This window comes from Candidatus Palauibacter polyketidifaciens (assembly GCF_947581785.1).
GTDB lineage: Bacteria > Gemmatimonadota > Gemmatimonadetes > Palauibacterales > Palauibacteraceae > Palauibacter > Palauibacter polyketidifaciens.
Genome location: NZ_CANPVO010000052.1, coordinates 1 through 14305, shown reverse-complemented (window position 1 = coordinate 14305; position 14305 = coordinate 1). Strand labels below are relative to the sequence as shown.

At 67.3% G+C, this 14305-nt stretch carries 13 protein-coding genes; 3 read left to right on the top strand and 10 right to left on the bottom strand.

Features of this window, described 5'->3' with window-relative positions:
* Positions 1–91 precede the first annotated feature (91 nt).
* Together RN729_RS13975 and RN729_RS13970 are read left to right on the top strand one after the other, a co-directional pair.
* Entirely contained in the window at positions 92–295 is a 204-nt protein-coding gene (locus tag RN729_RS13975; RefSeq protein ID WP_310785723.1) for an AbrB/MazE/SpoVT family DNA-binding domain-containing protein, read from the top strand.
* Positions 296–757 carry a PIN domain-containing protein gene (locus RN729_RS13970; protein WP_310785722.1) on the top strand — a complete coding sequence of 154 codons (462 nt, stop codon included), beginning with the start codon at positions 296–298 and terminating at the stop codon, positions 755–757.
* 40 nt (positions 758–797) lie between these two features.
* Here the strand turns inward: RN729_RS13970 and RN729_RS13965 are convergent, their stop codons facing one another.
* The 9 genes from RN729_RS13965 to RN729_RS13925 form a co-directional block, all read right to left on the bottom strand.
* Positions 798–1538, bottom strand: coding sequence for a succinate dehydrogenase/fumarate reductase iron-sulfur subunit (locus RN729_RS13965; protein ID WP_310785721.1), 741 nt, complete (start codon positions 1536–1538; stop codon positions 798–800).
* A gap of 4 nt (positions 1539–1542) precedes the next feature.
* The gene (locus tag RN729_RS13960) at positions 1543–3339 is read right to left on the bottom strand and encodes a fumarate reductase/succinate dehydrogenase flavoprotein subunit (protein ID WP_310785720.1); all 1797 of its coding nucleotides are present in this window, start codon (positions 3337–3339) and stop codon (positions 1543–1545) included.
* A 26-nt stretch (positions 3340–3365) separates the two neighbouring features.
* On the bottom strand, positions 3366–4148 hold the full coding sequence (locus RN729_RS13955; protein ID WP_310785718.1) for a hypothetical protein: 783 nt from the start codon (positions 4146–4148) through the stop codon (positions 3366–3368).
* A gap of 78 nt (positions 4149–4226) precedes the next feature.
* Complete coding sequence (locus tag RN729_RS13950) at positions 4227–5750, bottom strand: dihydrolipoamide acetyltransferase family protein (RefSeq protein ID WP_310785717.1); 1524 nt, start codon at positions 5748–5750, stop codon at positions 4227–4229.
* Positions 5751–5781: 31 nt separating this feature from the next.
* The gene (locus tag RN729_RS13945; protein WP_310785716.1) at positions 5782–6774 is read right to left on the bottom strand and encodes an alpha-ketoacid dehydrogenase subunit beta; all 993 of its coding nucleotides are present in this window, start codon (positions 6772–6774) and stop codon (positions 5782–5784) included.
* Between the two features lie 37 nt (positions 6775–6811).
* Positions 6812–7897, bottom strand: coding sequence for a hypothetical protein (locus RN729_RS13940; RefSeq protein WP_310785714.1), 1086 nt, complete (start codon positions 7895–7897; stop codon positions 6812–6814).
* A 112-nt stretch (positions 7898–8009) separates the two neighbouring features.
* Positions 8010–8648 (bottom strand): OmpA family protein, encoded by a 639-nt coding sequence (locus RN729_RS13935; RefSeq protein ID WP_310785712.1) that lies wholly within the window; start codon positions 8646–8648, stop codon positions 8010–8012.
* A 26-nt stretch (positions 8649–8674) separates the two neighbouring features.
* Positions 8675–9346, bottom strand: coding sequence for a hypothetical protein (locus RN729_RS13930; RefSeq protein WP_310785710.1), 672 nt, complete (start codon positions 9344–9346; stop codon positions 8675–8677).
* Between the two features lie 256 nt (positions 9347–9602).
* Positions 9603–10514, bottom strand: coding sequence for an NAD(P)H-binding protein (locus RN729_RS13925; RefSeq protein WP_310785708.1), 912 nt, complete (start codon positions 10512–10514; stop codon positions 9603–9605).
* Positions 10515–10703: 189 nt separating this feature from the next.
* Here RN729_RS13925 and RN729_RS13920 point away from each other — a divergent pair, with 189 nt between their 5' ends.
* Complete coding sequence (locus RN729_RS13920; protein ID WP_310785707.1) at positions 10704–12743, top strand: aconitase family protein; 2040 nt, start codon at positions 10704–10706, stop codon at positions 12741–12743.
* Here RN729_RS13920 and RN729_RS13915 read toward each other — a convergent pair.
* The coding region (locus RN729_RS13915) for a molybdopterin-dependent oxidoreductase (RefSeq protein ID WP_310785705.1) at positions 12740–14305 on the bottom strand (1566 nt) is incomplete at its 5' end. The genes RN729_RS13920 and RN729_RS13915 overlap by 4 nt on opposite strands.

The following is a 14305-nucleotide window of genomic DNA, read 5'->3' as shown; positions in this document are numbered from 1 at the left end:
ACCTGACCCGTCCCTCCATCCCGTTTTGCGGTCCCGTTGCCAAGCGACACGGTAAAGGGTTAGGATTCGACGTATGGTCGTTTCGGTAAAGATGAGCAGCAAGAACCAGATCGTGGTTCCAAAAGCCGCGCGGGAGGCGCTCGGCCTCGCACCCGGGGACCGGCTCGCGGTGTCCGTCGACGGCGAGACCGTGAGGATGGAAAAGCTGCCGCCGGACGACGAAGATCGGCTAAGGGGCCTGCTTCGGGACGTGGTCGACGCCGGCGGTCTCTGGCCCGAACTCGAGGAAGCCTGATTGGCGCAGGCGGCGAACCCCGCGGGTCTCGAGGAACGCCTGACCGCGGCCGAACTCGTTCACGTCGACGCTCGCGTGTTCGCCCTTCACCTGATCGACAGGGGCCCGACGAGACAAACGGATGTCGTCTTCTCGGGCATTGCGAGCGGCGGCATCAGGGCCCAAACGTCGAGTCTGACCCTGTACCAGATCCTCGCCGAGGTGTATCGGCAGGGAAAGCCGGCGTCGGCGCGCGATGTGGCGCGGAACATGCGCCTCTACCCACGGCTGGAGATCGTGTCGGCCGGCCCCGAGATCGCCATCCAGGCCGCCGAAGTGCGAGCGCAGCTTGGAGGTCGGCCGGAACGGGCCCTGCAGATTGCAACGGCCCTCGTTTCGGGCGCCGAGGTGTATCTTACATCGGGCTCGGGACTTCGGCGGATTGCCGACATGCACGTATTGAACGTCGAAGACTTCGGCTGAGCCCGGTCCCGGCGGCGGCGCCGGGTTTTTCCACGGACTGCTAGCGTCGCCGCACGAGTCTAACGAGCGCCTTCAGCGGGTCGTAGAAGCGGTCGACCACCCGCTCCTTGAGGGGGATGATCGCGTTGTCCGTGATCGTGATGTGCTCGGGGCACACTTCCGTGCAGCACTTCGTGATGTTGCAGTAGCCGATTCCTCCCGCGTCCCGGAGGAACTCGCTCCGGTCCTCCACATCGATCGGATTGAGGCTGTATCCGGCCGTTCTCACGAGGTAGGTAGGGCCGATGAATTCCTCGTGCTTCCCGTGTGATCGGAGGACGTGGCAGACGTCCTGGCAGAGGAAACACTCGATGCACTTCCTCATTTCCTGCGCCCGGTCGATCTCGTACTGCTGCATGCGCCAGCCGTCGTCCGCATCGCGGGGGCGCGGCTTGAAACGCGGGATGGAGGCGTTGTTCCGGTACGCCTGGGAGACGTCGGTGACGAGGTCCTTGATGACGGGAAAGGCCTTCATCGGCGTAACCGTGATCGGTTCGCCCTCGCCGTAGTCGGAAAGTCGGGTCATGCACGTCAAGCGGGGCCGCCCGTTGACCTCGCAGCTGCAGGATCCGCACTTGCCGGCCTTGCAGTTCCAGCGCACCGCGAGATCCGGCGCGTGTTCCGCCTGGATACGGTGGATCGCGTCCAACACGACCATGCCCTGGTCGATCTCCACCGTGTAGGATTCGAGCCGTCCGTCGTCGCCGGACCCGCGGTAGACCTGGAAAGTTCGTTCCGCCACCTCGCTACACCCCTTCCTCGATGAGCTGCCTCAGTTCGGCCGGCGGCTCCGATACCGGTTCGGCATCCGTCACCATCCGCCCCTCGGACGAACGGATGACAAGATTGACCCGCCCGAGCGAGGCGTCGGAGTCCGGATAATCGATCCTGGTATGCGCGCCGCGGCTTTCCCGGCGCTCGAGCGCCGAGAGGACGACCGCCTCGGCCACGGTGAGCATGACGCGGAGATCGAGCCAGGTGTGCCAACCCGGGTTGAAGGCTCTCCCCCCGTCGACCGAGCAGCTGTCGAGCGCTCCGCGAAGCCGGTGGACATCCTCGAGGGCATCGCGCAGCGCCTCCTCCGTGCGGGCGATGCCGACCTTGTCCTGCATGATCTGCTGCAATTCCTCCTGCACGCCGAAGGGATTGCGCCCACCCTCGCGCGCGAAGGGAGCCGTCGCGCCCGCGACGGCCGCGGACAGTTCGGCTGCCGGGATTTCGGCGAGGGATACGCCTCTCGCCTCTTCCGCGGCAGCGGCGCCGGCGCGCTGACCGAACACGATGAGGTCCGAGAGGGAATTCCCGCCGAGTCGATTGCCGCCGTGAAGGCCCGCGGCCACTTCACCGGCCGCGTACAGTCCGGGAACGCGTGTCGCCGCCGTCTCGGGGTGTACCTTCACTCCGCCCATCGCGTAGTGCGTCGTCGGCCCGACCTCCATCGCATCGGTCGTGATGTCGACGCCCGCAAGCTCCTTGAACTGGTGATACATGCTCGGGAGCTTGGCCTTGATGTATTCGGGACTCCGCTTCTCCGAGATGTTGAGGAAGACGCCGCCGTGCGGACTCCCGCGTCCGGCCTCGACTTCCGCGACGATCGCCTTCGCCACGACATCCCGGGTGAGCAGTTCGGGCGGCCGGCGGTTTGCCACGCGATCGCCTTCCACCCACCGGTCGGCCTCCTCCTCGCTCTCGGCGTAGTCCCCCTCGAACATCTCGGGGACGTACCGGAACATGAAGCGCTCGCCGTCCCGGTTCGTGAGAACGCCTCCCTCGCCCCGGACTCCTTCCGTGACGAGCGTGCCGCGCACGCTGGGCGGCCACACCATGCCCGTGGGGTGGAACTGCACGAACTCCATGCCCATGAGTTCGGCCCCCGCGTCGTAGGCGAGCGCCACCCCGTCGCCCGTGCACTCCCACGAATTGGAGGTCACCTTCCAGGCCTTCCCCAGCCCCCCCGTGGCGAGGACGACCGTACGCGCGCGGAAGAGCACGAACTCGCCGGTCGGACGCCAGTACGCAAGGGCGCCCGCCGCGCGGCCATCCACGACGAGCAGCCGGAACACGGTGCACTCCATGAAGACGTCGGCCCCTTCGTGCACGGCATGGTCCTGAAGGGTCCGGATCATCTCCAGACCGGTCCGGTCGCCGACGTGCGCCAGCCTACCGTAGGTGTGTCCCCCGAACGGACGCTGGTTCATGCGACCGTCCTCCGCCCGATCGAAGAGGGCGCCCCAGGCCTCGAGTTCTCTCACGCGATCCGGCGACTCCCTGGCGTGTGCCCGAGCCATGCGCCAATCGCACAGCCCCTTCCCGCCCCGCATGGTGTCGCGGAAATGGACCTGCCAGTTGTCTTCCGGGCGGTTGTTGCCCAGCGCGGCAGCCATCCCGCCTTCGGCCATGACCGTGTGCGCTTTGCCGAGCAGCGACTTGCCGACGAGTCCCACGGATGCGCCCGCCTCGATGGCCGCGATCGCCGCGCGGAGCCCGGCGCCTCCGGCTCCGATCACGAGGACGTCATGCTCGTGCCGTTCTGGAATCTCCATGCAAAAGTCCGCTGTGCCCTGTGGGTTCAGAAGAGTCGGGGATCTTCGAACACCCGCATCGCCACCAGCCGGATGTACAGATCCGTTGCGCACACGAACACGAGGCTGAACCAGGCCCAGCTCATGTGTCGCCTGTTGAACCAGCTCACGCCCTTCCACGCCTTGTGGCGCGCCTTGCCGCCGAGCGTGCACGAGTAGCAATCGACGTCGCCGCCGATGAGATGGCGGAGCGAGTGACAGCCGAACCAGTACCCGGAGAGCAGCACGAGGTTGATCAGAAGGACGATGGATCCGACCCCGACGCCGAAGCCGTCCTCGAAGAAGAAGCCGTGAATCGTGTCGTACGTCAGGAAGAGCCAGATGATGATCGAGGCGTACAGAAAATAGCGGTGAAGGTTCTGGAGAACCCACGGCAGCCGCGTCTCGCCCACATACCTGTCGCCGCGAAACTCGCCCACCGCACAGGCGGGCGGGTCGAGGAAATAGGCGCGGTAGTACGCCTTCCGGTAGTAGTAGCACGTCCCCCGGAACCCGAGAATCACGCCCATCATCAATATCGCCGGAGAGAACGGCCACCACTCGATTCCGAACAGGCGGATCTGTTCGGGGCAGCTGGCGGCGATGCACGGCGAGTACAGGGGAGACAGGTACGGGTCGGCGAAGTAGTTGCCGCCCTGCAGGACCGCCCAGGTGGCGTAGCCCCCGAAGAGGCCGAGCCCCACCGCCACGCTCAGCGGTGGCAGCCACCAGCGATCGCTGCGGAGCGTCTTGCCGAAACCGCGATCTCGAACCGCGACCGAGCTTTCCATGGTCTTTCGTCGACTCTTCGTGGGGTGGGGCGGGACCTTGGAGGACGCGGCCACCCTACCGGGCCGTCAGGATGACTGTCAAGCGGAGTCGTCCGGGAACCCTTCGAGGTATTCCTGGACCCGATTGAGGAAGAACGCCGCCATGGCGCCGTCGACCACGCGATGATCGTAGGAAAGACCGAAGTAGGCCCGGTTGCGGATCGCGATCACGTCATTGCCGAGTCCGTCCTGAACGACGACCGGACGCTTCTCGATCACGCCCGTTCCGAGGATGGCGACCTGCGGCTGGTTGATGATCGGGGTCCCGAACAGGTTTCCGAAGACCCCCACATTCGTAATCGTGAACGTCCCGCCCTGGATATCGTCGAAGTCCAGCGCCTTGTTGCGGGCCTTCTCGGCGAGTTCGTTGGAGCGCTGCGCGAGTCCCAGCAGGCTGAGCTGGTCCGCGTCCCTGAGCACGGGCACGATGAGTTCGCGGCCGTCGTTGATTGCCACCGCGATCCCGAGATTGATGTTGCCGTGATACACGATTCGCGATCCGTCCACGGACGAGTTGAGGATCGGGTACTCGCCCAGAGCCTCGATCACGGCCCGGTAGATGAAGGGGCCGTACGTGAGCTTCACGCCCTGATCGGCGAAACGCGGCTTGAGTGCGCGCCGAAGTTGAACGATCCGTTCGAAATCCACCTCGGTGACCGACGTCACGTGCGCGGAAACGCGCTTGGACATGAGCATGTGTTCCATCGTCCGCAGGCGAACTCTGCTCATCTCCTCGACCCGGTCTCGCTCGCGAATCGGCACGGAACCGAGCCGGACATCCAACGTGGCCCCGTGGATCGGGATCCGAAGCGTGCCGGGTGCCGCGGGCGCCGGCGTGCCGGGTGCCGCGGGCGCCGGCGTGTCGGGCGGCGTCGGCTCCGGCGCCTTCACGCCGGAGGCGGGAATCGGCGCCGGGACGGCAGCGGGCGCCGCCGTGGGGGCGGGCGCCGCAGCGGGAGCGGGCGCCGCAGCGGGAGCGGGCGCCGCCTCCGGCCCTCCGGCTGAGATGAACGCCAGAATGTCGTCCCGGGTCACGCGACCGGAGGCCCCCGTCCCGGGCACCTGGCGGATGTCGACGCCGTGCTCCGCGGCGATCTTCCGTACCAGCGGCGTCGATCGCGTCCGTAGCCGCTCATGCCGACTCGCGGGCAGCCCCGCCGCCCCCGGTCCCGGGGATGCCGGCGTGGCGTCCGCCGGTGGAGCCGCGGGGATTGCCGCCGCCGCGGTTGACGTCACGGGGTCTGCGGGGGGCGCCTCCGCCGGAGGGTCCAGCGACAGCTCCGCCGCGGGCGCCGACGGTGCTGCGGCGGTCGCGGCCGTGGCGTCCGTCTCGATGCGGGCGACCACCGTGTCGATCTCGACCGTCTCCCCGCTCTGAACGAGGACTTCAGCCAGCACCCCCGCCGCAGGGGACGGAATGTCCGCGTCGACCTTGTCCGTGGATATCTCGAACAGGTCTTCGTCGCGCTCGACAGCATCCCCGACATTCTTGAGCCAGCGCGTCAACGTTCCCTCCGCGATGGACTCCCCCATCTGCGGCATGATGACATCCACTTTGGACATGGTGTTCTTCCCCGGCGTAAAGCCGCGTGGTTCAGTAACTCAGTTGCAGGCGGGCCATCGAGACGACATCCGCCACCTGGGGTAGATGAGCGTCCTCCAGCTCGGCCGCGTAGGGCACCGGCGTGTCGAGCGCCGCGACCCGCCGGATCGGCGTATCGAGCCACTCGAACGCCTGCTCGCAGACCAACGCGGCGACCTCGCCGGCGAAGCCGCCGAACCGCGGCGCTTCGTGCAGGAGGAGCAGTCTCCCCGTCTTCTTCACGCTCTCGAGGATCGCCGCGCTGTCGAGCGGTTGCAGCGTCCTCAGGTCGATGATCTCGATCTCCGCCCCATCCTCCTCCGCCAGCTGCTCCGCCGCCGCCTGCGCCGTGTGGACCATGGCGCCATACGTGACCAGCGTCAGGTCTGTTCCTCCCCGGTGCGTTCGCGCCTTCCCCAGCGGAGTCAGGAACTCCTCGCCCTCCTCGAGTTCGTCACGGAGCCTTCGGTACAGGTACTTGTGCTCGAAGAAGAGCACCGGGTCCGGATCCCGAATCGCAGCCTTGAGCAGGCCTTTCGCATCTCTCACGGTGGCCGGGGCCACCAGCTTGAGGCCCGGCACGTTGGCGAAGTACGACTCGACGTTCTGCGAGTGAAAGGGCCCCGCCCGCACGCCCGCGCCGCAGGGTCCCCGAATCACCAGCCCGGCCCCCACCCCCGTCCGGTAGCGGACCTTGGCGGCGAAGTTGACGATCACGTTGAACGCCGGCGCGATGAAGTCGATGAACTGCATCTCGCACACCGGCTTCAGGCCCATCTGCGCCGCCCCGATCGCCGCGCCCACGATCCCCGCCTCGCTGATCGGAGTGTCGATGACGCGATCTTCTCCGAATTCCTCGAGCAGCCCCTCGGTAATCTTGAAGGCGCCGCCGTAGGCGCCGATGTCCTCGCCCATGACAAAGACATCGGCGTCCGCCCGCATTTCCTCGCGGATCGCCTGTCGGATCGCCTCAAGATACGTAGCCACGGCGCGAAGAATAACCACGCGCCGTCCGCACCGGCAACGTCTCCGGTTGTGCGCTTTACTTGTGCGTAAAGGGCACATCCGTCACGTGAAGCGCGACGCCGGGGTGGTCCATCGACTCCAGCACGGCGCCGGGGGCGATCTCCCGCCGGACGTAGCCCAGGCCGATGGGTCCGAAACGTGGAGAACGAACCGCGGATGTGACGAGACCGACGGGCCTGGCGCGATCGGTGCCGGTCGGTGTCCGAAGGGTGGCTCCCACGAGGTCGCGTGCCTGGTAGAGGGCGTCCGGGGCCCAGCGGAGTCCTCGCAGGTGACGGTTCACGCGGCCGCGGTAGTGGATGCGGGCGACGACCTCCTGGCCGGTGAAGCACCCCTTGGCAAAGCTGATCGCCCGGTCATCCTGGCCCGCCTCCTGAGCCAGGCGCTCGGCGCCCAGCTCGGACCCGAACACCGGCAATCCCTGCTCCAACCGGAGGATCTCCCAGTCTCCCCGGACGGCGGCGGCTCCCCTCGCCCGCGTGACGGCGTCCTCCAGCTGTCTCGAGAGCGGTTCGGCGTCACCTGCTTCGCCGCAGTGGTCGACATACAGGTCGAACCCGGCTCCCTCGATCTCCTCCCGGCGAACCGCGAGGGCTGCAGCGCCCCCGAGACGTACGGTCGTCGCTTCGAGAGGGGCCAATTCGTCGGGCTGCCGGGCAAACGACGCCCCTGCGGCCGCCGCCCAGCGTCCAAGCGCCTCGGCCGCTCGCGGTCCGATGAGCGCATGCACGGCAACATCCGTCACGCGGTGCCCTGCAAGCATGGGCGGCACGTACTTCCGGAGGTGATTCATCAGATGCGGCAGGGCATCGCCCGGCGTATCGAGCCAGAGCGTTTCCGCTCCCGCGTCTCCGGCGTCGCGCTCGAAACCCGCCACGGGCAGAACCCGCAGGTCGACGACGACACGACCGCGGCGGTCCAGGAGGAAGGAATAGACGCCCCGCCCCGACGGGACGTCCTTCACATCGTTCGAGGCGAGACCGCCCACAACCTGTAGCGCCCCGGAACCCGATACAGCGACGACGCCGCGCCGAACGTTCGAGAACAGCCCGACGCGCTGGACGGCGGCACGATACCCTTCGGACGCGGAGCCCCCCGGCATCAGGTCGACGCCGCCCGCCGAATCGGGCGCTGCGGCAAAAAAAGCTCCCGGGCCGAAACCCGGGAGCCTGACTCCAACCTGGCCATCAAGTGCAACTCACGACATCGCCGAGCTAATTCGAGCCCGACCCGGCCCACTCGACGACGAACGTGGCGCGTCGGTTCTCGATCCCGTTCTGGCGATCTTCGATCCCGGTGTCCTGGTTCACGAGGCGCGACTCACCCATCGCCGCAATGCTGATGTTGTCGGCGTTCATCCCCGCGGTCTGCACGAGATAGTCCCTCACGCTCTCGGCCCGCGCCTGAGACAACCTCATGTTGTACGCCTCGGATCCGGCGGAGTCGGCAGAGCCTTCCACGGTGACTCGAGCTTGCGGGTAGGACCCCTGAATCGCCGCGGCGAACGCGTCCAGAATCGGGCGGTCGACCGCACGCACGTCGGAACTGTTGAAGTCGAAGTGCACCGGCAGGGCCACCGCAAGTCCGGCCCCGTGCATGTCGTCGTCGCTTACGTGTCCTCCGAACTCCTGCTGCAGACGATCAAGCTGGCTCCGCAGCTCCTCTATGTCGCCCTGAAGCGCCTCCACCGCAGCCGCATTCGCGGTGATGCGGGCCTCATGATCGCTCAGTTGCCCGTTGACGGGCTCCATCACGCGATCGAGTTCCCACTGACGCACGAGCTGCATGCAGCCCGTGGACAGGAACGCTAGAGCCACCACAACCATCGGCACCCACACCCTGTTCTGGCGCATCCTGGCCTACTCCTTCTTTTCTCGAATCAGGGGAAGTTGACCCGGAGGCCAACCGAGAACGGGATCTCCATTATGGAACTGAACCCGTGCACGCCGTTGAGTTCGCCGTACACGTGCGTCTCTTCCTCGTCCGTCATGACGTAGCGGACGTCGGCCTGCGCGAAGAGCGTGACCATCGGGACTCCCGTATCGGCATGGCGAGCGAAGTTGAGCCCCGCCTTGATTCCCGCGTTGCCGGAAAAATACGATCCATTCACCAGGGCCACCGTATGGAGTCCCGGACTCGGATGGTTCCGCAGCAGGAAGGCGTCCGAATCGAGCGTCGAAACGCCCAGGCCGAAATCGACCGCCAAGGTGGTGCTTCCCATCGGATCGGCGAGGTGATACTCGATCCCGCCCGTCACGTGCAGGATCTGAAAGTTCGGGTCGATCGCCCCCTTCGTACCGAGCATGTCCAGAGCGCCCTCGACCCGCAGCGCCATACGCGGACGCAGGAAATAGGATGCCGCTCCCGAGAACGAGGGACCCGACTCGGCGGCATCGGCGATTTCGCCCATCGGGACGGCCATCCCGACTCCGGCCTCGAAGGACCAGAACATCGGAGAGTAGGGGCTCTGGGCCTCGGCCCGGATCGGCAGAAAAGCGAACGCAGCCATCGCGCCAACCGCCAACACCAGCTTTCTGAACACATCCTTCATATCGACCTCCTGCGAGTTGTGAGGCCGCCGAGGAACGCGCGGGCTGTCTGATTCGCCACGCAAACCAAGCACGAACATCCAACTGCAACCAGCGGCACCCGGCCTCCGATGTCGCTGGAAAAATCAATCCAAGCTAAGCCCGATGTCGAAGAACATGCAAGAACTGCGGCGCGTACTCCGGTGCGTACTCCGGTGCGTGCCGAAGCCTCGTTCCGGGGTGGCCGCCGAGGCGCCCGAACACGCGAAGATCCGCGGCTCAGGCGCGCGAGACGTACTCCGCCAATCCCGTCGCGAGGGCCCGCGGACGAAACGCCGGACAACGCCGTCGGGCCAGGTCCGAATCCGCGACCCCATCCTGGGTTACGAAGTCCACGGCATCGGGCGAAAGGATCTGACCGGGGAGAAGAGCCGCGCACGCGGCCGCCAGCTTCACGAGACCCACCGGGATGTGGAGAATCATCCGGCGCCGCCCGAGTACCGCCATGGCGGTCCGGACGACATCGTCCAGCGACACGACATCCGGGCCGCCGGCCTCCAGCGTGAGTCCGTCTCCCGCCGAACCCAGCGTCGCCCCGCAAACGAGGTCCGCCAGGTCATCCACATGGATCGGGGTGATCCGCCCCGCTCCGTCCCCCAGCTGCGGAAAAACGAACGGAATTCCGCGAATGAGGGCGACGAAGCGATTCAGGCTCCGGTCTTCGGGGCCGTAGACCCACGACGGTCGGATGATGACGTGGTCGAGGCCCGAGTCGCGCACGGAGGCCTCCGCCAGCCCCTTTGCGCGATACCAGGCGCGTGCGGAGCCGGGATCGGCCCCGACCCCGGAGAGGTAGACGAGTTTGCGCACGCCCGCCTCCACCGCAGCCTCCGCCAGGGCGGCGGTGCCGCGGGCGTCGACCTCCATGAACGTCCGGCCGAGCGCGGGCGCCTCCACCGGATAGCCCGGGAACTGAACGGAAAGGATGGCTGCGTCCACGGCGTGCATCGCCGACGCGAGCCCGCCGGGCCGACGCACGTCTCCCTCGACGCATTCCGCCGGGAGCCCGAGCCTCGCCGCGCGGGCGGGGTTTCGGGTCAGCACGGCAACCTGCGCCCCGCGACGGTGCAGCCCCCGGACAAAGGCACGTCCGAGGAAGCCTGTCCCGCCCGCGACGAGGACCCGCGGCATCACTTCACCTCCCCGCTGGCGCCGGGACCCCCAGCACCTGAACATCCCCCGGTGACGTTCGACATCGTATTCGCCCTCGCACCTGACGCGTTCTCGGATACAGGACCAATATCATGATCCGGGCGTCGCGCGGATACTCGCGGCGGTGACCACCTTCATCCCGATCTTCTGGCCGGGACGGAGTACGACATGCTGGAACATCTGCTCGAAACCGAGGTGGCCAAGCGTCCACCGACCGTGCGCCTCCAGGGGCGGATCCTCTTCCTTACCGAAGACCCGGACCTCATCCGCCGCCAACTCGCGGGGGAGGACCTCGAATGGGACCCCTCGATCCCCCTGCGGGACGATATTTCGACCGATGAAATCACGCCGGGCTGGGTCTGCTACCACTTCGACGAGAAGCTGGGGGAATACCCGTACGTGGGCCTCCTTTGCGGCGACGAGCGCCCGATCGGCCGCAACGACATCCGGAAGGGCGGCTTCGTGTGCTCGGTGTCGGGGAAGAGGCGCGGAAAAGGGTCGAGCCGGGAGGCTTCGCCGTACGCCGAGCGCGCCGCGGGGCTCCGCGTCGTCATCGGGGAGAACATCGAACGCATCTACGGGGAGAATTGCGCGAACATCGGCCTCCTCGCATCGACGGATTTCTCCCTGATCGAGAAGATCCGAAACGGCGAGGAGATCCCGCTCGACGCGTTCATCGGCGACGCGGGGCGGATTCAGCGCGACATCATCGAGTACGGGGGACTGCTCGACTACGCCGTGGCGAGGCTGAAGGGACTCGTCACGCTCCCCGCCGTCGCGACCCCGGCGGACCGCCCCCAGACGATTGCGGAGAAGATCATCGCCCGGCACTGGGTCACCGACGCGGCCTCCGGTGCGCTGGGCGTTCCCGCCGTGAAACCGGGCGACACCGGCTTCCTCCGGGCCGACCTTCGCTTCTCCCACGAGTACGTGACCCCCATGGCGTCGACGTTCTGGGAGGACTTCGCGGGCGATGCGGGGCTGAACCACACCGAATCCATCGTTTTTTTCCGGGACCACCTCGCGTTCCTCGACGAAGTCATTACGGAGGAAAGGAAGGCGGCCGGCCTGCTCGACGCGGCCCACGCGCTGCACGACCGCCAGCGGGAGTTCGCCGCCGCGAAGGGCGTGAGGCTGCACGGTGAACTCCCCGACCGCACCGGGAGTGAGGGGATCTGCCATATCATGGTGCAGGACCGCTACGCGCTCCCGGGACAGATCATCATCGGCAGCGACTCGCACACCCCGCACTCGGGCGCGCTGGGGTGCGTCGCTTTCGGCGTGGGCACGTCCGCGATCGTCAACGCCTGGGCGACACGAGACGTCCGGCTGGAAGTGCCCGAGTCGATCCGGGTGAACATCACGGGGCAGCCGCCGCCCGGCGTCGTGGCGAAGGACCTCATCCTCGAGCTGCTGCGTCACCCGACCGTCAAGAGCGGCGAGGCGATCGGCCGCATCATCGAGTTCACGGGGGAGGCCGTCGAGGCCCTGTCGATCGATGAACGCGCGACGCTGACGAACATGGCGGCCGAGGTCGGGGGCTTCACCGGCGTCATCGCCCCGGACGAGAAGGCGGTGGGCTGGATCGCCGGGCGGCGTGGCGTGCCGGCGGCGGAGGTTCGGGCGCTGTGCGACGGACTGCACAGCGACGCGGGGGCGAACTACGCGGCGACGATCGAGATGGACGCGGGCGGCGTCGAACCGATGGTCGCGACCCCCGGCGATCCCGGGAACGGGCTGCCGATCTCGGCCCTCGAGGGAGACGTGAGCCTCGATACGGTGTTCGTCGGGGCCTGCACGGGGGCGAAGCGGGCGGACTTCGAGATGTATGCCGGGGTGGCGCGGGAAGCGGTGGCGGCGGGGAAGCGCGTGCCCGCGACCGTCCGCGCCTATGCCCAGTACGGTTCCATCGATGTGGAGGCGTGGAGCCGGGAACAGGGCCACGACCAGGCCCTCAGGGATGCGGGATTCGACGTCCTCGCTCCCGGCTGCGGAGCCTGTATCAACGCCGGCCCCGGGGTGTCGACAACGGCGGAGCAGGTCACGATCAGTTCGATCAATCGGAACTTCCCCGGCCGCAGCGGTCCGGGGCAGGTGTACCTGGCGAGTCCGCTGACGTGCGTGGCCTCGGCGATCGAGGGACGGATCGTCGCGTACGGAGACCAGGAGTGGAGCGGCGAGGCCGGCTCGCCGGACGGGGCCTGCTAGGCGGGTTCGACTCTCACGGGACAGACCTTCAGTTCCGCCGTGTGCGTGATCGGGTCGTAGCCGCCGCCGGTGAGGAAGTTCACCGGCACGTCGTTGAAGCTGAACGAGGCGAAGACGGTTCCGGGCGGGGACCGGTCGTTGGCCTCCACCTTGATCCGTACCTGGCCGCGCGGGCTCGACATCATCGCCCAGCCCCCGTCCTCGAGACCCCATTTCGACACGTCGGTCGGGTGCATCTCGAGACGCTCCTCGGACAACAGGTACTCGATCCCCGCCGCACGCCCCGTCTGGGTTCTCGTGTGATAGGCCGGCAGCCGGCGCCCGGTCGTGAGCCAGATCGGGTACTCCTCCGAGATCGTCTCGGCCGGGTCCCGGTATCGGATCATCTGGAAGATCCCGCGTCCGTTCTCGAACTCGCCCTCGTGAAGGATGGGCGTGCCGGGATGACCCCGCTCCGGCACCGGCCAGTGGTACTCGCCGTGTTCGATGAGGTCCCAATCCAGGCCGGCGTAGATCGGTGAGAGCGAGCAGAGTTCGTTGAACACCTCCTTCGCCGACTCGAACTCGAAACCCTCCAGCCCCATGCGCTGCGCGATGCGGGACACGCACCACCAGTCGGGCTTCGCCTCGCCCGGCGGATCCACCGCCTTCCGCAGACGCTGCACGCGCCGCTCCGTATTCGAGCAGACGCCGTCCGTCTCCGCCCAGGCAGTGGCCGGGAGGACGACGTCGGCCAACTGCGCAGTCTCGGTGAGGAAGATGTCGATCACGACGAGATGGTCGAGGCTTCCGAGCGCGTGCTCGCAATGCTCCCGGTCGGGGTCCGTGACAACGGTGTTCTCGCCGTTGATGATCATCGCGCGGATCCGGTCGCCGCACATGTCGAGCGCCGTGACCTTCGTGGGCCCCAATTCCAGGTCCACTTCCCGGCCGTACGCCTCGGCGAACTTCGCCTGGTACGCCGGGTCGAGTACGTCCTGGAAGCCGGGATAGTTGTTCGGCAGCGCCCCGCTGTCTCCCGCGCCCTGGATGTTGTTCTGGCCGCGCATCGGATTGATCCCGGTTCCCTCGCGGCCGACGTTTCCGGTCATGAGGGCGAGATTGCAGAGGCTCTGCACGTTGTCCACGCCGCAGATGTGCTCCGTGATGCCGAGCGTGTAGTAGATCGCTCCGCGTTCGGCCTTCGCGTACCAGCGCGCCGCCTCCGCGATCAACTTCGCGTCCACCCCCGTGATGGACTCGGCCCATTCCGGCGGGTACTCCAGGACGTGCTCCACGAAGTCCCGGCCCTCCGTCGTGCGGTCGGCCACGAAGCCCTCGTCCATCAGCCCCTCGCGGGCGATCGTGTGGGCCATGCCGAGCAGGAGCGCGACGTCGGATCCCACCCTCAGCGGCAGGTAGATGTCGGCCATCTCGGCCAGCGCGATCCGCCTCGGATCCGCGACGATGAGCTTGGCGCCCCGCGCCACCGCGCGCTTGATGCGGGTGGCCGCGACGGGATGGCACTCGGTCATGTTGGTCCCGATGCAGAAGATCACATCGGGCTTTTCCATGTCCTCGAG